This window comes from Haloferula sp. BvORR071 (assembly GCF_000739615.1).
Taxonomy (GTDB): Bacteria; Verrucomicrobiota; Verrucomicrobiia; order Verrucomicrobiales; family Akkermansiaceae; genus Haloferula.
The window spans coordinates 1-20,302 of record NZ_BATP01000012.1 but is presented as its reverse complement, the minus strand read 5'-3'; the positions used below and the strand labels follow the sequence as shown (position 1 = coordinate 20,302).

At 61.7% G+C, this 20,302-nt stretch carries 8 protein-coding genes and 1 pseudogene; 6 read left to right on the top strand and 3 right to left on the bottom strand.

Going from position 1 to position 20,302, the window contains the following annotated elements:
* The first annotated feature begins 3 nt into the window (after positions 1–3).
* The 5 genes from BV071_RS07100 to BV071_RS07080 all read left to right on the top strand — a co-directional run bounded on the left by BV071_RS07100 (position 4) and on the right by BV071_RS07080 (position 14,651).
* Entirely contained in the window at positions 4–2,463 is a 2,460-nt protein-coding gene (locus BV071_RS07100) for an autotransporter-associated beta strand repeat-containing protein (protein WP_035604164.1), read from the top strand.
* 238 nt (positions 2,464–2,701) lie between these two features.
* The gene (locus BV071_RS07095) at positions 2,702–6,493 is read left to right on the top strand and encodes an autotransporter-associated beta strand repeat-containing protein (RefSeq protein ID WP_035604161.1); all 3,792 of its coding nucleotides are present in this window, start codon (positions 2,702–2,704) and stop codon (positions 6,491–6,493) included.
* Positions 6,494–6,696: 203 nt separating this feature from the next.
* A complete protein-coding gene (locus BV071_RS07090; protein ID WP_035604158.1) occupies positions 6,697–11,388 on the top strand; it encodes an autotransporter-associated beta strand repeat-containing protein in 4,692 nt (1,563 codons plus the stop codon).
* A 157-nt stretch (positions 11,389–11,545) separates the two neighbouring features.
* Positions 11,546–13,042 carry a tryptophan 7-halogenase gene (locus BV071_RS07085; RefSeq protein WP_035604155.1) on the top strand — a complete coding sequence of 499 codons (1,497 nt, stop codon included), beginning with the start codon at positions 11,546–11,548 and terminating at the stop codon, positions 13,040–13,042.
* 79 nt (positions 13,043–13,121) lie between these two features.
* Positions 13,122–14,651: a glycoside hydrolase family 28 protein gene (locus BV071_RS07080; protein WP_265594166.1), complete on the top strand. Its 1,530-nt coding sequence runs from the start codon at positions 13,122–13,124 to the stop codon at positions 14,649–14,651.
* A 65-nt stretch (positions 14,652–14,716) separates the two neighbouring features.
* On the opposite strand, the gene BV071_RS07075 is transcribed toward BV071_RS07080, so the two are convergent.
* A complete protein-coding gene (locus BV071_RS07075) occupies positions 14,717–17,383 on the bottom strand; it encodes a hypothetical protein (RefSeq protein WP_035604153.1) in 2,667 nt (888 codons plus the stop codon).
* Positions 17,384–17,602: 219 nt separating this feature from the next.
* Between BV071_RS07075 and BV071_RS07070 the strand changes: the two genes are divergently transcribed.
* A complete protein-coding gene (locus BV071_RS07070) occupies positions 17,603–19,240 on the top strand; it encodes a hypothetical protein (protein WP_265594165.1) in 1,638 nt (545 codons plus the stop codon).
* Between the two features lie 6 nt (positions 19,241–19,246).
* Here BV071_RS07070 and BV071_RS07065 read toward each other — a convergent pair whose 3' ends face one another.
* On the bottom strand, positions 19,247–19,939 hold the full coding sequence (locus tag BV071_RS07065; protein ID WP_035604146.1) for a hypothetical protein: 693 nt from the start codon (positions 19,937–19,939) through the stop codon (positions 19,247–19,249).
* Between the two features lie 18 nt (positions 19,940–19,957).
* A pseudogene (locus tag BV071_RS07060) lies at positions 19,958–20,302 on the bottom strand (hypothetical protein); the annotation flags it as partial.

Genomic DNA, 20,302 nt, shown 5'->3' with positions numbered 1-20,302 from the left:
AAGGTGACCGGTGCGGCAGTCCAGGACTCGCGGCTGAATGGCTCGTGGTCGGGATTCAATGGGACGCTCAATCTAACGGCGACGGGAGCGCAGACGCTGATCTGTGCGAACTTCAACGGCGACTCGACCAATGGCTCCTTCAACAACCTGAATGCCGCGACGGTCAATCTGGACAATGTGAACCTGGGAGGCCGGGACAACTCGGGCGGCAATACCCTTAGCATCGGAGCGCTGCAAGGCACGGCGACGGCGAAGCTGGGCGGAGCGCACTATGCGGGGGCGCTGACTTATTCGATCGGGGCGCTGAACAAGAGCACGACATTCGACGGCTCGATCTCGAACAGCACCAGCTCCACTGACTCCGCCAGCGGTTCGGCGACGGTGCTGACGAAGACGGGCACGGGGACGCTCACCTGGAATGGTCCCGGCAGCCACACCGGCGCGACCAATATCAACGCGGGAACCTTCATGCTGAACGGGACCTTCGGCCGCACCTCGACGACGATTGCCAACGGTGCGAAGCTCGGTGGGATCGGGCGGATCGGGGATTCCGTGGGTGGCTCGGTGACTGCCGCGAGCGGCTCGGCCTTGATTCCAGCCGGGGCGGGTCAGGTGGGACAGCTGCGGCTGGCAGCGCTGACTTTGAATGGGGCGACGCTGAACTACGATCTTTCCAGTAATCCGGGCAGCGGCAACGACCGGATCACCACCCAGAATTTGCTGACGATCAGCGGCACCCAGAACTTTGTTTTTAATCTGCTCAATGGCGGGTTGGGAGCAGGCATCTATAGCTTGGTCGATGGTGGCAACAATACCGCGCTCAACTCGGCGGCCTTCACGCACAATCTGCCGGCGACGACTCGCCAAGGCTTTGCGCTCAGCAGTTCCGCCGCCGGTGCGACGACGCCCTTCGTGCAGCTTGCCGTGACCGGCTCTGCGGCAAATCTGGTCTGGACCGGCTCGGTGGGCGTGAATTGGAACCTCAATAGCGCGGCGAACTGGACCCAAGGCGGAGGCACGGAGAACTTCTACAATCTTGATGCGGTCAGCTTCAATGACAGCGCAGCCAATGGCGCCGTGACGCTCAGCGGGGCACTCCAGCCGCAGGATGTGATCGTGGCCAATAGCGTCACCGCTTACACCTTCAATGGCAGCGGTAGCATCGCGGGATCGGCGGCGCTGACGAAGAGCGGGATCGGCACGCTGACGATCAATACCGCGAATACCTATACGCGGGGAACGACGATCAACGGTGGAACGGTTGCGATCGGCAGTGCCACGGCCCTGGGCAGTGGGCTTGTTGCGCTGAATAGCTCAACGCTGAATCTTGGGGTGGCATCGCTCTCGGTGGCGAATGAGATCCGCAACGGCGGCAGCTCCGTCATCGGGGTCACCAGTGGCAATAACACACTCAGTGGACCGCTGACAGGGACGGGAAGCCTGGCGATCCAGTTCCCGGCCGGTGGAGTCATGACCTTGCAGGGGAATCTCGATGACTTCGCGGGAAGCATCGCCCTCACCGGGGGAGGGGGAACGCTGCGCTTCAATCCCAGCAGCGGTGCCTGGGGCGGGGGAGACATTGCCTTCGACGCGGGGGCTCAGGTGATCAACAACCGCGCGACTGGCGATGTGAGCGTCGCCCTAGGGGCCTTGAGCGGTGCAACGGGTTCGCAGCTGCGTGGCAGTGACCAGGCAGGGCCGGCGGTGGATACCTATGTGGTCGGGGCGCTCAATACGGACACGACGTTTGCTGGTGCGATTTCGAATGGCAGCAATGCGACGCCGCATGCCACGGCGCTGACAAAGGTGGGGACGGGCACGTTGACGCTTGCGGGTAGCTCGAACTACGGCGGCGATACCGCGGTAACGGCTGGCACGCTCGCGGTCTCCGGCGTGCTGATGAGCAGCGGTGGCGACCTGGATGTGGCGGGCGGGGCGACTCTGCGCTTGGCAGGTGGGACGGTGGGGATGGATCAGGTGGTGATCGATGCGGGTGGCTTGTTAGATGGCTGCGGGACGGTGATCGGTGATCTTGTAAACAACGGGACGGTGCATGCCGACTGTGGCGGGAAGCTGACCATCCACGGCGATGTGGTGAACAATGGGACTTTCCGGGTGACCAATGGCACGGACTTCGAGCTGAACGGAAGCTTCACCAATGCCGGTCTGCTCGATCTTCTAACCGCCGATGTGCCGGCGGCGACCTTGCAGGCAATCGTGAACCAGGGAGTCGTCCTGGACTCGAGCAAGGTGAAGGTGGCCAGTGCCAGCCGGACGAATGGTTTCACGGTAACGATTCAGGGTTACGCGGGGCATACCTACCGGTTGCAGCGGTCCACGAGCATGAGCAGCACTTGGGTGGATGTGGGGGCTGCTCAGGCGGGGAGTGGAGCGGTGCTGAGCTTTAGCGATCCGGCTGCGAGCGAGACGGCGGGATTCTATCGGGTGTTGGTGACGCCATAGGTAGGGCCCTATCTGAGGCTTTGAGAGGGAAGTGGCGTTGCCGCTTTCATGCGAGCGATTGGAGTGCTCTGGCGACGAGGCTTGAGAGCCTAAATCTCAAGTCTTTTTGCAGAAACGCCAAGTATACGCGCGGCAACTCTCCGCTAAAGATAACGTTTCTTATTCTATCCCTAGGAATCGATCTCCATCGCTCCTGGCGGCTCCTTTTCTCGAACCCAAGTCTAACCCATCAAACCCCGTGAAAGGTCAAACCCTGCGTACCCATTTCCGCCCCATCCTGCCGTGCTTCATCCAGAGCGGCACGGCCTTGGGGATGCTCCTCGCGACCGCCCAAGCCGCGAGTTACTACAAGGCTAACAACACCTCGAGCCTGAACCAGAATGCCTCGTGGGTGGATCAGGCCGGAGCCGCGATGGCGACTACGCCGATCAACGGCACCGGTCAGACGGATATCTTCATTTGGGATAGCCGCGTGGCCGCTGCAAACACTGTGGATATCGGCGGGGATCTCGGGCTCAATACGATCAAGATTGTTGATCCTGCCGGGCCGGTCTCGATCACTGGCACCCGGACTTTCACTTTCACCGCGAGTGGCGGGGTGGACATGAGCCTGGCTACTCAAGATCTGACCGTGGCAAGCGGGATCTTTTTCCGGGCCACCGGTGGTGTGGCGATGGTGAACAATGTCCCGGGCGGCCGGACGCTCACGCTCAATTGCCCGATCAACGTCCGCAATAATTCCAGCGGAGGAACGATCAGTCACCCGGGGGCGGGGACGGTCATTTACAACGGCGCCTATACGGTCAGCAACCTGACCATGGCCGCGGGTGAGGTCCGGCTGAATGCGGCTAGCGGGTCGACGCGCAATGGCACCAACAGCACAACCATCAACGGCGGCAAGCTGGTGATCAACAATACCAGCGGCAGCGCGACCGGCTCCGGCGCGGTGGCCGTGAACAATAGCGGCACGCTCACCGGCCAGGGCAGCATGAGCGGTGTGGTCAGCGTGGCATCCGGTGGCACCCTGATTCCGGGTGCGGGTGGAGTGGGTTCGCTCAAGGCCGGGGGGCTGAATCTGGCAGCGGGCTCGGTGATCAAGTGGGAGGCGGTCGATGCGCTGCAGTCGGACCTGATTGAGGTGCTGAACTCGGATGGCCTGGTCATCAACGGCGGCACGATCGAACTCTACAATGCGGGGACGACGCAGCCCTTCACCGGCTTGGGCACTTTCAATCTCTTTGCCAGTTCCGGGGCGATCGGCGGCTCAGGCACCGCAAGCCTGGCGGTGGCCGAGAGCAGCAAGATCCCGGGGCAGACCTATACCTTTGGTGTGGCTTCGGGCTTCGTGACGCTGCGGATCGAAGTTGGCAATCGTCCGGAGTCTTTCTGGAACGTGAATGCGAATGGCACTTGGGCGACGGCTGCGAATTGGACGGCGAATGGTGTGCCGAATGGGACCTCGGCAATCGCGAATCTTGGCGGCAGCTCGGGCACGCCGATCACCGCTGCGCGCACGGTCACACTTGGCAGCCCGGCGACGGTAGGGATTCTCAACATCGACAGCTCGCAGACCTTTACGGTGGCGGGCTCCAATGCGCTGATCTTCGACGACGGTGAGGCTGCGGCGACGCTGCATGTGAAGAGCGGCAGCCATACAATCAGCGCGCCGGTGCAGTTGCCTGCGAATGGCATCCTTGCCAAGCTGGATGACGCTGCGGGTGCGCTCACGATCCAGGGCCAGATCTCGGGAGATGGCGGCGTGGGCAAATCCGGGCCCGGGACCCTGATTCTCACCGGTGACAGCTTCTACGGCGGACTCACCACGAATGGCGCTGGCACGCTGCAGATCGGCGCAGGCGGGACCAGTGGTTCGGTTGGTGGTCCGATCGCGAACAATGGGGTGCTTCGCATCAATCGCTCGGATGCGCTCAGCCTCTCCTCGCAGATTAGCGGCAGTGGCAGTGTGGACTTTTTTGGTGCTGGCACTACGACTTTGCTCTCGGCGAATACTTTCAGCGGACCAACGACGATTTCCGCAGGGACGGTGGAGATCGGTGATCCGCTTGCGCTGCAGAATAGTACACTGACCTATTCGGCTGCCAGTGGCACGCTCACGGTATCGGAGTTCTTGGATAGTATCACGCTGGGAGCTCTGAGTGGCGACAAGCCTTTCCCGCTGGCGAATACGGTTGCGACTCCTCTATCCCTGACGGTGGGACAGAACAATGCCTCGACCAGCTATACCGGCTCTCCTGCCGGGACTGGAACGAACTTCACCAAGGCAGGGAGTGGCACCTTCGCGCTGACTGGCACGCATGCCTTCACCGGCAATGCCACCGTCAATGGAGGTGTGCTTTCATTGGATGCGGGATCGAGCTTCAGCGCAGGATCCGTGAAGACCGGTGCGGCCGGCTCCAAGCTGCTTCTGAATGGAGGCACCTTGACGGCCTCAGCCCAATCGCAATTCACCAATGCCTCCGCTGGCTTGGATATCGTGTCGGGCACGGCGAACTTCAACGGCGGAATTATCTCTGACAATAACCTCAGCAGCGGAAACTTCTTCGTTCACGTGGGAGGAGGGAGTCTCAATACTGCGAGCCTCAGCGTCAGCCGGGGAGCTCTCAACCTTGGCACTGAACCTACCACCGGCCAGACGGGGAATGGGCTCTACATCAATGGTGGTGCCGTGGATGTCGCGGGGAACGTGGTGCTGGGCAACAATGCCAACTCGAGTGTCAGCGCCCGGATGGACAGCGGCAGCCTGACAGTCCACGGCTCCACGACAGTGGGGATCGCCAACCTGAGCCGCTGGTCGGTGCTGGATATCGGTGGCGGGAGCTTCACCTCCACGGATGCTGCGGTTGGGGTGCGCATCGGGACTGCATTCGATGGCCAGTCGATCATGCTGGTCCGTGGCGGCGTGGTGAAGGCGGAGCGCTTTCAGTTCGGCCAAGCGGACTTTGCAGGGAGTTCCATTCTCAATCTCACTGCTGGCACCGTGTATGTCGGCTCGGGAGGCATGGTGGCTGGCTCGGCCAATGCTGCGATGACCGCGAGGCTGCGGCTGGGTGGCGGCGTGTTGGGCGCGGCGGCCGACTCGGCTTCCACGGTGCCGGTTTCTCTAACAGGTGCGGCGGTGGTCACCGGGGCGGATGATTTGGATGCTCCCCATGCCGTCACTTTCAGTGGCAGCGTGGATGGCAGCGGCAGCTTGACGAAGAGTGGCAGCGGCAGCGTGAGCTTCACTTCTCCGAACGTCGCCTTCTCCGGGACCGTCAGTGTGAACTCCGGGAGTCTGGGCATCGGTGGTCAGACCGGGGCGGTCACGGTGGCTTCCGGTGCAGCCTTGACGCCGATCGGCACGCTCAATGCACAGGCGGCTTCCACGGTGAATGGCAAGCTAGCCATCCGCTATGATGTAGAAGCGAGCGTGTTGCCGGGGCATCTCCATTCGCAGGGCGTATTGACGCTGGGGGCGGGGGCGACTCTTGACTTCAGCGGAACGGGCACACTTACCGCTCCTTACTATATTATCGCGAGTGGTAGCGCCGGTGTCAGCGGGACCTTCACCGTCAATGGAGCGCTCCCTGCGGGCTATACTCTGAGTTACACCCACAACAATGGCTCCGGCTTCCCGGTGGTGGCGTTGGTGGGAGCAGCGAGTCCCTACGATACTTGGGCTGCCTCTTACGGTCTCGCGGGGGACTCCGCGGCGGTTGATGCGGACCCTGACCAAGATGGCTCGGTGAACCTGATTGAGTTCGGTATGGGGCGCAATCCGATCCAAGGTGGTGGTGCGGGACCGGTTTTGGGAAAGAGCGGTAACTTCCTCACGCTCGGCTTTGATCACATTGCGGGTGGCAACATTAGCTTCCGTGTCGAAGCCAGCGAGAGCCTCAGTGGCGACTGGACTGTAGTACAGACCTTCCCGGCCTTCGCCTCTGCGGGGACGGCTACTTATACAGACAACGTGGCGATGGGATCGACCAAGAAGCGCTTCCTGAGGCTCGTGGTTTTGCCCGCGAATTGAGCGGGTTTAGGGTTGTCGGGACCTTCTCAACCCGTGCGTGTTGCAACGAATCGGACAACCTGTGATGACAGGTTGTCCGCATTATAAACAAAGCGCCCTCATTGGGTGCCGAGGAGCAAATTTCCATTTGCCTGCAAACGCGTTTGGGTTGAGCGAGTACCGACCCCTTCGGTGGTGAGCCCCCGCCGGAAACCCGCGAACCCATGAAACAACCAAAGTCGGGCACGACGCGTGCCTCTCTCTTTGCGACGGCAGTCGCTTGCCCTGGTGCATTCTCCTCCCGCATCACCAGCGGCGCCCTTCTGAGTGTTTCCTTGATCGGAGCGCTCGCGTTGAGTCAGGCCTCACAGGCCGCTACCAACACGTGGACCAATACTGCTTCCGATCAGAACTGGGACAATCCCATCAACTGGAGCAACGGGCATATCCCGCAGGTATTCCTCGGCTTCGATGAAGACGCGGTGGTCAATGCGACCACCGGATTTCCGGTCATCACGAACGACATCGATGCCTTGCCGCGCGACGTCCTCGTGGGTGAAGCAGGCGGAGCGGGGCGTCTTGATCACCGGGGCGGGATCGTCGTTAGCGGCGATGGGAATTACGTGATCGTCGGCCGCGGGGGCGGTAGCACTGGTACTTATAATCTGGCGAATACCGCGGCCGTGGGCCCTGGTCTGACCGGCTTCGCCCAAGGTTCGGGCAGTATCTTCACGGGAGATCAGCTCCGTGTTGGCGCCGGTGACGGCACCGGCACCATGAACATCAACACCAGCGGCCTGATCAAGGTCCAGGGAGAGTTCAATATGGGTGAGGGCGGCGCCGATGCCACGGTCAAGATCGATGCCGGGACGATCGACGTCGGCAGTTGGTTCCGCGTCGGCTGGGGTGGCAATGGGGTGGATACGCTCAATATGGCCGGCGGCAGCATCAAGCAGCACGACGGAAATGCGATTTTCGCGGACGGTGCTGGCACTGGCAATGTCAACCAGACCGCCGGCACGATGTGGCTCAACCACGACCTGTGGATCGGCCAGAACACGGGCGTTAGCACGGTCAATCTCAGCGGCGGTAGCATCTTCACCCGCAATGGCGTGCCGATGGCGGGCCGTGATGGCGGTGTGGGCCACCTGAATATTTCCGGCACCGGCGACTTCCGCTCGCGCCGCGACTTCTTCATCGGCCAAGGCAACAACGCCGTGGGAACGGTCCACCTCGAAGCGGGAGCGATTGCGAACGGCAGTTGGGTCGTGATCGGCCGGGATGGCGGCAGCGGAACGGTCGACATGTCCGGGGGCACTTGGACCAAGACCGGCATGAACAGCAACTTCATCGTTGCGAGCTCCGGTCCCGGCGTGATGACCCAGACCGGCGGTCTGGTGGATGTGCAGGGCGGGATCACCTGGATCGGTGAGAACGGCACCTTGGCCAATGCATCGCTCACCATCTCGAACACTGCGGAATGGCGAACTGAAGCGTTCTCGCTGGCACAGAATAGCACCACCGGGGTGCTCAATCTGGATGGCGGCACAGTGAGGACCCACCGCTTCATCGGCACCCGCGAGACGAACGACACCGGCGTTTCGGCCGGCACCGGGACGCTCAATTTCAATGGAAGCCAGATCATCGCGACGCAGAGCGATAGCAACTTCATTTCGACCACGGTCGATAGCGTCGTGATCAAGAGTGGCGGGATGGTGGTGAACTCGAACGGCTACAATCTCACAGCCAACCAAGTCATCACTGGCACGGGCAATGTCGTGAAGAGTGGCGCTGGCACGCTCTCGTTGCTGGGAGCGAACACTTACGCCGGCACGAACACCGTCAATGCGGGTGGTCTGGTGCTTGGTGGCCAGAGTGTAGGTTCTCCTTCAAACAGCAACCCTGTGGTCTTGACAGCTAACACCTCCTTCGGGGTGAAGCTTGCCTTCGCCGGGGATCAGGCGGTGGTCTCTAGCCTCAGCTTTGCCTCTGGTACTTCCTTCAATCCCGACGTGGGAGATCTCAGCGGTTCCAATCCCACCGATGCGACGCTCAAGGTCACCGGTGCGATGTCCCTGACGGGCAGTATCCCGGTGAACCTGAAGGGCACGGAGTTCCAGACCGGGGTCGCTCTGCCGGTGCTCTCCTATGTGCCGGCCCAGCGGTCGGGCGGGGGCACCTTCGCGGCGGGCACTTTGCCGCCGGGTGTGGTCTCGGCCACCTTCAATGACAACACGAGTACCGGTATCGTCAGCTTCACCGTGACAAGCTACGCGGACCGGGAGTGGACGGGCAATGCGGGTAGCAATTGGACCGCGGCGAACAACTGGCTCGATGTGGTTGCCTCTGTGCCCGCGAACTACGTGGACAAGGCGATCGTGTCCTTCAACGACAATGCCGCGATTGGCACGGTGCAGGTGGGTTCGAGCGTCGCTCCGGGATCGATCAATGTCTTCAACAACACGATTGCTTATGCGTTGAGTTCTGGAGGCGGAAAGATCACTGGCACCACCGGTCTCACCAAGACCGGCTCCGGTGACCTTTCGATCACGGGGCTGGCGAATGACTACACCGGCGTCACCCGCCTCACGGGCGGCAATGTGACAATCGATTCGCTCACCAACGGTGGCGTTGCCAGTTCGATCGGGGCTGCCACCGCATCGCCAGCGAACCTGGTGCTCGGTGGCGGTGGCAAGCTGATCTACACCGGCGTCGCGGCCACCATCAACCGCGGCCTCACGCTGGAGGGTTCGGCTTCGCTCGATACGGCCAACAATCTGAGCCTGAGCGGTTCGGTGCTGCGAACCGTGGCAACCGATGGCGAGTTCATCAAGCTGGGGGCCGGCACGCTGACGCTGTCGGGTGCCGAGAACCGTCTAGGCGCGCTACGGCCGCAGGGCGGCAGCATCGTCTTCGACGGTACCGCAGGTCCTCAGGTCAACCTGTCCTCAGCACTGCTCTTGAACAACGGGGCGAGCGTCACGCTGAACAACAACACCAAGCTGGCAACGGGCGATCTGACGGTTGGAGAGAACTCCGGCTCGAATACCCTGACCTTGAACGGCAACGCTTTCCTGGAAACGCAGAACCGGGTGCTGCTCGGTGATAACACGTCCACCGGCACGCTGATCCTCTCCGGTACGAGCCAGATCGTTCAATCGGGCGGTTGGATCTCGGTCGGTCAGAATGGCACCGGTGGCACCGGCATCCTGACCGTGAAGGACAATGCCAGCTACTACCAGGTGGATAGCGACATGAACATTACTGACAACAGTAATACGGTCGGCACGCTCAACCTGCAGAACAACGGCTTGATCGACGTCAACAACGTCTTCTGGGGCAAGAGCGCCGGGACGAATGCCACGGTGAATATCTCCGGCGGCACCTTCAATGCGCATGGATTCATGCGGGTGGGAGACAATGAGACCTCGATCTCCGCCGTCAATATCACCGGTGGCAACGTGAACGTCTATGGCAGCGATGCCTATATCGGTCAAGGCGGGGACGCGCTCTGGACCCAGAGTGGGGGTACGGCGAACTTCGATTGCTGGGTGGTCATCGGACGCCTGGGCACTTCCGACTCGGTGGTGAATGTGTCCGGGGGTAGCTTCAACCTCACCAAGATCGGCCGGAACATCATCGTGGCCGAGGATGGCAAGGCCACGATCAACGTGAGCAACACTGGCGTGGTGAGCAATACCGGCGGCCGCATCGACCTCGCAACCCGCGAGAATGATACCGGCATTGTGAATGTCACTGCCGGCGGGACCTTGACCGCCCGCGGGATTTCCGCGGAGGCTCATGCAGGAGCCACCTCGACGTTGACGTTGAACAACGCCAACATCACCGCCGCCCCCTATGCCTACCCAAACTTCATGTATGGCATCGGGACTGCGACGATCGGGGCGGGAGGCGTGACGATCAACCCGAATGGCCAGAGCCTGCAGCTCGCCCAAGTCTTCAGCGGCACGGGCAATCTGACCAAGACCGGGGCAGGTGCGATTGCACTGGATGGAGTCAATACCTACGGCGGCACCACGACCGTCTCCGCCGGCACCTTGGGCGGCACAGGCAGTGTCGCGGGTCCGCTGGTGGTCAATTCGGGAGCGAAGCTGGCGCCGGGGCACTCGGTGGGCACCTTTACCGCCGGTGCCACTACCCTGAGCGCAGGTAGCACCTATGCCTACGAGATCGACGGCGCGACCGGGGATCAGTTGGTGGTCAACGGCAACCTCAATGTCACCGGCTCGACCCTGGCGATCACCCAATTGAATCCGGCGAGTGCCTCGTCCTACGTGGTGGCGAGCTATACCGGTACGCTGACCCAGCCCTTTGCGGCGGTGACGCTCAACGGCGCCGCATTGCCCGCCGGATGGACGCTGAACTACGGCACTGGCACGAACTCGCAGATCACCCTGACGGTGCCCGCCACACCCTACACGACATGGATCAACGGCTTCCCGTCGATTCTGCCGGCAGATCGCGATCCCGGCGATGATCCGGATGGCGATCGGTCCTCGAACCTCACGGAGTTTGCGCTCGATGGAGTTCCGAACAGCGGGTCCAACAGTGGGCTCACGGCACTGCTGCTCCAGGATACTGCAGCGCCAACCGGGAAGGAGCTGACGCTGATCGTGGCGGTGCGCGACGGTGCAGTCTTCGCCGCGGGCCCAAACGGAACGCAAGTGGCCACCAAGGACGGGGTCACCTATACGATCCAAGGTTCGCTGAACCTGACCTTCCCGAACTCCGCGGTGGTGAAAGTGGGTGGGGCCTCGGATACGGCTGCTGGCACGAGCCTGCCCAGTTTGGTCGGCACGCCGTGGGAGTATCACACCTTCCGCTTGTCGGCCTCCGAGGGTCTGCCCAATGGAAGCAAGGGCTTCCTGCGGGTGCAAGTGACGGCCGCACCGTAAGCACCGACCGGCACGATGGCTTCGGGGTCCCGACCGCATTTTCCTGCGGTCGGGACTTTTTCAATCCGTCGGCCGGCTTCATGGTGAAGCCGTGCCTCCCGGCTCAGGTCGGAAGGGCTGCCGCGTTCTTCCCTACTATTACCATCCTCCCTTTTGCATGATCCAACGAGTCCTCGTCCTCGGCTCCGGCAGCGCCGGCCTGATCGCCGCCCTTTCCCTCAAGATCAAAATCCCGCAGCTCGAAGTGAGCATCGTGCGCGATCCTGCGCTTGGGGTGATCGGGGTTGGGGAGGGCACAACGCCGAATTTCGTCACCCATCTCTTCGACTATCTCGGCATCCAGCGAAAGCGCTTCTACGCCCTTGCCGAGCCAACCTGGAAGCTGGGGATCCGTTTCCTGTGGGGGCCTCGCGGCCGCTTCGACTATACCTTCTCGCCGCAGATGGATCTCGTCTGGGGTGATCTGCCGAAGCCGAACGGCTTCTATTGCGATGAGGAGTTCTCCAATGTGGATCTCCCCGCAGCCTTGATGCGCGAGGGCAAGGCGTTTGCCCGAACTCCGCAGGGCGGGCCGGACATCCAGCCTTGGCATGCCTTCCACATGGAGAACGAGAAACTGGTCTCCACGCTCGAACAAATCGCCGTGGAGTCCGGGGTTGAATTCATCGATGGTGCGGTGACGGGTGCCGAGCGCGGCCCTCAGGGCATCGCCGCGGTGAATCTGGCGGATGGCCGTCGTCTTGATGCCGACTTCTTTGTCGATGCCAGTGGCTTCCGGAGCGAGCTGCTGGGAAAAGTCCTGGAGGAGCCATACGAAAGCTTTAACAAGACCCTCTTCTGTGACCGCGCGGTGATCGGTGGCTGGGAACGCACCGACGAGCCAATCCTGCCCTATACCACCTCGGAGACGATGGATCACGGCTGGTCCTGGCAGATCGAGCACGAGCACCACATCAATCGTGGCTACGTCTATTGCTCGGATATGGTCTCCGATGATGAAGCTGCTGAGGAATTCCGCCGCAAGAACCCGAAGGCTCCCGACTCGCCGCGCATCGTGAAATTCCGCAGTGGCTGCTATCGCCGGATGTGGGTGGACAATGTCGTTGCGGTGGGAAATTCAGGCGGCTTCGTCGAGCCGCTGGAGGCGACCGCGCTGATGATCGTGTGCGCCTATAGCCGCACGCTGACCGACTTCCTGATCCATTCCGAACTGGAGCCGACAGATTCCTTCCGCAATCTCTTCAACGAACAGACGGCCAACAATTGGCGTGAGATCCGCGACTTCCTCGGGCTGCACTACAAGCTCAACTCGGCGGGGACGACCCCATTTTGGCGGCGCTGCCAGGAAGAGACGGATCTCAGCGGCATCAAGGACCTGTTGGAGTTCTACCGCGAGAATGGGCCCACCGGTTTCTGCCGCTACCGCATGCCATCCTCCCTCAGTGACTTCGGGATCGAAGGCTATCTGGTCATGCTGGTTGGCAATAAGGCCCCCTATGAACGGCGTCATCAGCCCAGCCCCGCGGAAAAGCAGATCTGGGAACGCCACCGTGCCTTCAACGTGGCCCGCGCGCAACAGGGAGTCGATGTAAAGGAGTCGCTCGCCTACGTTCATCATCCCGGCTGGCGCTGGAATGGCGACCGGCAGGGGTGAATGGCCAAAGGGTGAATTTTCAAGCAGCTTTGCAGAATGCCGGGGTATACGCTCGGAGCGTCCCCGGTCCAGGATGCTGATGATGACCCGATCCCTCCACGCCGCCCTGATGATGGCGGTCCTCATGGTGAACCGCTCATCCGCGGATGAAGCGGCGGACAAGGCATGGGCAAGCGTACCGGAGATCCTCAAACGGATCGTGCCACCCACCTTTCCCAAGCGCGACTTCATCATCACCCAGCATGGCGCGGTAGCGGGAGGCACGGAGAACTGCTCAGCCGCCTTTGCCACGGCGATCCGGCTCTGCGCCGACGCGGGTGGCGGACGTGTGGTCGTGCCGAAGGGCAAGTTCCTCACCGGGCCGATCCATCTTCGCAGCAATATCGAGCTGCATTTGGAGGAAGGCGCAGAGATTATCTTCAGTGATGACTTCGAGGACTACCTGCCGGTTGTGCCGGTGCGCGTGGGGGGCGTGGAAATCCTCAACTACTCGCCGCTGATCTATGCCAAGGATTGCACGAATGTGGCCGTGACCGGCAAAGGCATCCTGAACGGCAATGCCAAGAAGTGGTGGGCCTGGAAGTCCAAGGAGACCGGAGAGCATTTCAAGATGGGCGGGGAGGGCGTGCCGGTGGAGAAGCGGGTCTTCGGAACCACGGAGGCGGCCATCCGGCCGAACTTCCTCTGCCTGATGAACTGCCGGAATGTCCTTCTAGAGGGCTTCACCATCGGCAGCGGCCCGAATTGGACGATTCACCCGGTGTATTGTGAAAACATCACGATCCGCGGCGTGAAGGTGGACACCGATGGCCCGAACAACGATGGCGTGGATCCGGACTCCTGCCGCGATCTCCTGATCGAGAATTGCACCTTCAGCACCGGTGACGACTGCGTGGTCCTCAAGTCCGGCTACAATGAGGACGGCTGGCGGGTGGGGCGGCCCACGGAGAACGTCATCATGCGCCACTGCTCCAGCAAGCACGGCCACGGCGGCCTTGTAATCGGCAGCGAGATGTCCGGCGATGTGCGTAACGTCTTCATGCACGACTGCGAATTCGACGGCACCGATCGCGCGATCCGCATCAAGTCTCGCCGGGGCCGCGGCGGAGTGGTCGAGAAGGTCTATGTCCGCGACATCAAGCTCCGCAAGATGCAGGAGGAGGTTGTGATCCTCAACATGGACTACAGCGCGGACAAGAACGCCGCCGCCAATGAAAAGTCGCCGGTCTTCCGCGACATGTGCTTCGAGCGCATTGCCGGTGATGGCGCGCCAGTCGCGATCCGGATCACCGGCGAGCCGGATTCCTTGATCGAAAATGTCCGTTTTGAGGAGGTGAAGCTTTCGGCGAGGCGGGGGGTGATTGCCCGTTTCGTGAAGGATCTCCGCTTTGAGGGCATGCAGTTCGACATCAAGGACGGCCCGCTCTTCGATCTGAGCAATGCCACGAAAGTCTCGATTGATAGTATAAGCTCATCCTCTGAGACGAACGGGTTCCTGAGGCTTGAAGGCAGTGGCTCAGGCGGGATCGAGATCCGGAATAGCTCCGGGGCAACGGGCCGGATAGAGCTCGGACAAGGCCTATCGAAGGATGCAGTGACGATTCACTAGTGCAAGACGGGGCCCGGCTTTTACGCCGGGCCCCGATGGTCTGCTAGGCTCGCCTCTTCAGGCTGTCATGGAGCTTCCACCCGGAAGAACAAGTGCTGGGAGCCGGGGAGGGGATTCGGGAAGCTATAGGTTGTGGTGCTGCCCGCTCCGGCAGGGACTCCGCTCGCCGCCGTTCCGACGAACGCGTCACCGAGCGAAGCCGAATAACCGATCCGGTAGGTGCTGCCCGGTTGCGAGGTCCAGGTCAGCGTGAGGGTCGACGAGGTCGGACCGCCGGTGATCCCGAGGATCTTGAAGTCTGCTGCGACGGCATCTGCGGTGAGGGTGCCGAAGAGCTGGAGCTCATTCAGATGCACGGTGCCTTCACTAACACCCACCTTGGTGCAGGCCAGGCGGACGTAACGATACTGTGGCGTGGCTGCGGGTAAGGTGCACTTCACGACTTGGTTCCGTGTCGACCAGATCGTCAGGCGCGCCGGGTCGGATTGGGTGAAAATCGGAGTGAAAGCGACACCATCATTCGAGCCGAGGAGTTGCCAGTCCACCGGATCCCGCTCCGGCCGATCGTCCGGCGAGGCGATGGTGAAGCTCTGCAAGGAGACCGTGCCGGGGAACTCCACCGTGACGTTGGCCCCCCCTGCAACATTGACGCCACCGCTCAGCCACTTGTCGTTCAAGGTGCCTACCTTGTTGTCGAAGAGGTCGTAGGCACCGCTCAGCAACTCGGGATTAACCGTCAGCGAGCCAGTGCCAAAGAAGTTCTTCGCTGGCGTGGAGGTGACCACCTTCCAGTTGAAGTTCGCGCCGGTGCCGGTCGAGTCGTCGATGTTATTGTCGGGGTCGGTGAGGGGCGCGGGGAGTAGGGCAGCAGTGCCGGTGCCGAGGACTTCAAGGATGGCGTTGTCCGGCACGCTGGTGCCCAGCGTCGGATTGGTGCCGCGAGCTATCTCGGCACCATCGGAGTAGAGGTCGTTGTCAGTGTCCCGCCTATTGGGATCGGTGCCCGTCTGTGTGCCATCGAGAAAGACCTCTTCAGGATTCTCGATTCCGTCCGGGAGTCCATCACCATCGGAGTCGGCCACCAAGGGATAGGTGCCGGTGTGGGTGCTATCGACCCAGGTGCCGTTGCCGGTCTCCCAGCCGTCCCAGAGACCGTCGTTGTCGCAATCGGGATTGGTGGGATCAGTGTGTGCGGTTTGTTCTCCCAAGTTGGAGAGCGTGTCGCCATCGAGGTCGTCCTCGCCGTCGGCGATGCCGTCGTTGTCACTGTCGGAATCGTCCGGATCGAGCCCGTATTGGACTTCCCACGCATTGAGCAGGCCATCGCCCTCGCGGTCGGCATTGGCCAGGTAGAGGTTGATCTTCGGTGAGAAGGTCCCAATGGGCACGTCGGGATCGGCGTCGAGGTTGTTGCACTCCCGGCTTGCGAAGCGCTTTTGGCCCTCGCTGCCGTTGCTATCATCGACCACGAAGATCGTGACGATGTTGTCCGGGTGGCCTTTGACGAAGTCGATCAGAGCTTGGCTGGAGAGCGTCACCGGCGCGCCTTTGTTGACGTTGTTGTTAGCCGTGGAGGTCTGGACCACTCCGAGGTCCACCGTGCGGTCGCTGCGAATCCCCATGGTGGTGGTGAGGCCATCATATTCGAGGCCCGGGAAAGTGGAGAAGGTCGTGCTGCTTTCGGACCAATCGTCATCGGTCATCGTTCCTTCCGTGGCGGTCACCGCGTTGTAGCCGGTGGAATTGTCGATCACCCCGTAGAAGTGTAGCGGCACCGTTGAGCTGTTGAGTCGTTGATTGATGAGCTGAACCTCTGCTCCGAGAATGTCGGCGGGATTCTGTCCGGTGAGGTCGAAGCGCATGGCCACGATCTCGTGGTTGCCCTGCCCGGCGGTTGCATTCGGAATCCAGCGGACATTGATTGCCTCACCAGTGCCGCTGTTGCTGTTGGAGTTGTTCTGCTCGTTGATCTGGGTGTCGGCACTCGCCGCGATGCTGACGCCGGGAAGATCGATCACGAGGCGCGGCGCATAGGTGCCGGCGGGCTTGGCGGTGCCACCGGTTTCCAAGGTGGTGGCCTCGCGCGAGGCGAAGCGTTTCTGGTTGCCATTGACGGTTTCCGAGACCACCAGGATCGTCACAATGTTGTCCGGATGGGCGACGAGGAAGTCCTTCAGGGCGGCGGTCGAGATGTTCACTTCGGTGCCTTCGGCGGTATTTGTCGCGGCAGCGGTGCCGAGGTCAGTCACGCGGTCCAGGCGGATGCCGCGGCTGGTCGCCAGGGCGTCGAACTCAAGGCCGGGCGTGCTGGAGAAAGTGGTGCCGTTCTCCGGCCAATTGTCGTCGGTGCCGGTGCCGTCCGTTGCGGTGACGGCATTGTAGCCGGTGGCGTTGTCATTCACGCCGTAGATTCGGAGAGTCTGGGAGGCGGAATTGGCTCGGTAGTTCACCAGTCGCACTGCCGCCGCCGCGATCTTGGAACGGTCGTATCCGCTCAGATTGAAGCGCAGGGCGAGCACCTCATTGCGGTCGAGGTTCGAGAAGCGCGCATTGAGGTTCGTAGCGTCGAAGGGGGATGCTCCGTCCGTGCTGGTACTGACACCATCGTAGTTCTCGGAGACGTTGAGATCGGCTTCAGCGCGGATAGGCACTTGCACGCCGAGCGCGAGGAGCGATGCGAGGAGGAGAGATGAGGCGACGAGGGATTGGCAGGTGGATCGATGGGTTTTCATAGGGCTTGGGAGACGGGCCGCGACACCTTCCGGCAGCCTGTCTAGAATCTTGCCCAAGCGCCTGAGATGCGCGAAAGGCGGCTTTCTGCAAAAGCTTTTGAATATTGGGAAGCATCCCGCGCGATGTTGCTTGCAGGCGTTTCAAGGGTTTTTGCAGGGAAGCCAATGGTGTGCTCCGCTAGAGTGGCGGCCTTCGCGGCGTATAGCGGATGATCCGAGATGAAATCCCTTTTGCTGATTCCGATCACTTGCTCGCTCGCCGCAGGCGCTGAGATTCCCGCTTTCCCCGGAGCGGAAGGCTATGGGGCTTATGCGAAGGAAGGGCGGGGTGGCGATGTCTATGTGGTCACCAGCTTGGCGTCCTCGGGGGCGAGCTCTTTCTATGAAGGTCTAACAACCATTCCGTCCGCAGGCCGCACCATCGTCTTTGCGGTTAGCGGGGAGATTCATCTGGCGGGCGGGATCAAGACCCGAATCGCCGCGAACAAGCTCACGATCGCGGGCCAGACGGCGCCCGGAGATGGCATTCTGCTGCGCGATGGCACGCTGCGGATCTCCGGCGACGATATCGTCATCCGCCATCTGCGCTTCCGCCATGGCAAGGAGGGCTCGGGCGGGGACTGTATCGATCTCGACTCGAATTGCGAGAACGTGATCCTCGTTCACATCTCGATGGCTTTCTCCACGGACGAGAATATCTCTTCCTTCAAACGTCCCCCGGACAAGCTCACGCTGCAATGGTCGCTCAATGCCTGGGGCCTGGAGACTCATTCCTGCGGTGGGCTGTGGGACCAGAATCATGCGACCTGTCACCACTCCGTTTGGGCGCACAACCACACACGCAATCCTAAGGCCCGGCCTGCGGGATTGCTCGAGTGGACGAACAACGTCAGCTTTGACTGGGACATCGGCTTCATCATGGGGGACTCCGAGACACCTGCCTCGTGGAAGGCGAATGTGATCGGCAATTACTTCATCTGCCCGCCCGGAAATATCCGCAATACTCCGCTGGAGAAGGCCGGCGTCGATCGCGAAGGGCGGCCGAATTTCTCCATCCACGTGGCGAACAACCTTCACGACAACAACGGCGACAAGGAGCTCAATGGCACCGATCGCGGCTGGGCGATTGTTGGCGGCAGCCCCTTCAAGGAAGGGTCGAAGCCATCCGGGAACTACATCCGACTCGATGCTCCGCTGCCGGGTTCCGAGCTCTTGGCCGTCGAGAGCCCGCGCGTGGCTTACAAGAAAATTGTCTCCGATTCCGGTCCCCTGCGGTTGGATTACGCATATGACGGGGGCCTGCGCGACGAGGTCGATTCGCGTCTGCTAGAGGACGTGGTTGCACTCAGGCATAATCACATCACCAGGGAGCGCGACCTGGAGGGCGTGAGCAATGGCGGCTTCGGTACCTTCAAGCCTGCTATTCCTTTGGCTGACAGGGATCAGGACGGAATGCCTGATAGCTACGAGGAGGCCTTGCATTGGAATCCGCGGGAGAAGGACAACAATGAGGCGGTGCGCGGCGCGAGCTTCTTTCCCAAGGGTAGCGCTGAAGGCTACACCCGCCTGGAAGAATATCTTCACTTCAAGAGCGTGCCGCACCTCTTCATGGAGAAGGGGAGGGCAGCACCTATTGAGATCGACCTCAGCCGTTACACTGCCGGCTTCACGAAGTCGCCCAAGTTCACGATCTCCGATGTCAGTGGTGGCAAGGCCATCCAAGATGGACCCGGCGGGAAGCTTGTCCGCTTTACGGCAGGGAACTCGGCGGGTCGTGGTGGCTTCCGTTTCACCGTCACGGATGCAGAGGGCGATGCCTGGACGCGCCAGTTCGCGATCTGCATCACCGGCTCTTGAACTTGCTTAAGGAGTCGCCGCGGGCTTCGTGGGTTCGAGATCCTGATAAGTATTGATCTTCGGCCGTCCGGACACCGGGTCGACATACGCGAAGATCAAATACCGCATCCCCGGCAGGAAGCGCAGCGAGCTTTCGTTGGCGATCCGCCACTTGTCGCCGTTGAGGAACTCGAAGATCACCGGTGCCATGTTGAAGTCGTCGCGCTCCTTCGGCATCGCATAGCCGTGGGCACCGGCGGCCTTGAGCATGCCCTTGTGCTCGCCGATGACGAAGCGGATGTCACTGGTGTAGAAGTTCGCGACATAGGCCCCGCCGTCCGGGAAGCTCTTGGCCGAATCCTCGATGACGAAGACCCGCCAGCCCGCGGAGGGCGGGGCATCGGCTGCGGCCTTGTCGAGCCGCACGAAGACGACCAGTGCGGAGTTGACTCCAGAGGGGATGCCAGCCGTCGCCATCGGCTTGCGGTCCGCCGCGGAGATGAAGGGGATCTTGCCGTCCTTGGCAGTGCAGGTGATCTTCTTGGACAGCGTCGAGGTCGGCAGCGGGCAGGCGATCTCCTCGCCCTTGCCGCCGACAGCGATCGCCGCGGCATCATCCTTCACGCCGAAGGCGAGAAAGCGGCATTCGATCGGACGGGCATCCTGGGCAAAGGCGGTTGAGCCGATGACGGACAAGACGAAGGCAAGGATCAGGCGCATGGGTCTATGGAAAGGATGTCAGATCTCAGCGGAGCTCAGCCAGCGGAAAGAAACAATCTCGAAGCGCCGGCCGAAGTGCTTGTTGGCATCGCTGCTCAGCCCGGCTGCCGCGATCTCGGTCTTGTCGGCGGGATCGATGTATTCGGGGATTCGCTGCACCACCGCCTCGCACACCGCGGTGGCGGTGAGCTTGTTGTTGGCATCGCGCGCCTCGCCGTGGGCGCGGATCGTGAAGGTATCCGAGCGTGGCGTCGCGGCATTGCCGAGCACGGTGAGCAGGTCGGCCTGGCTCAAGTATCCGAGTGCGCCCTGATAGCTGCTGCCGATGCCCGCGGCGGGGTTGCGGTACTTGTAGGTGCTGAC

Excerpts from the sequence above, each read along its gene's own strand:
- BV071_RS07085 (WP_035604155.1), top strand. The coding sequence starts at position 11,546 with ATGATCCAACGAGTCCTCGTCCTCGGCTCCGGCAGCGCCGGCCTGATC.
- BV071_RS07070 (WP_265594165.1), top strand. The coding sequence starts at position 17,603 with ATGAAATCCCTTTTGCTGATTCCGATCACTTGCTCGCTCGCCGCAGGC.
- BV071_RS07080 (WP_265594166.1), top strand. The coding sequence starts at position 13,122 with ATGATGACCCGATCCCTCCACGCCGCCCTGATGATGGCGGTCCTCATG.
- BV071_RS07065 (WP_035604146.1), bottom strand. The coding sequence starts at position 19,939 with ATGCGCCTGATCCTTGCCTTCGTCTTGTCCGTCATCGGCTCAACCGCC.
- BV071_RS07090 (WP_035604158.1), top strand. The coding sequence starts at position 6,697 with ATGAAACAACCAAAGTCGGGCACGACGCGTGCCTCTCTCTTTGCGACG.
- BV071_RS07075 (WP_035604153.1), bottom strand. The coding sequence starts at position 17,383 with ATGAAAACCCATCGATCCACCTGCCAATCCCTCGTCGCCTCATCTCTC.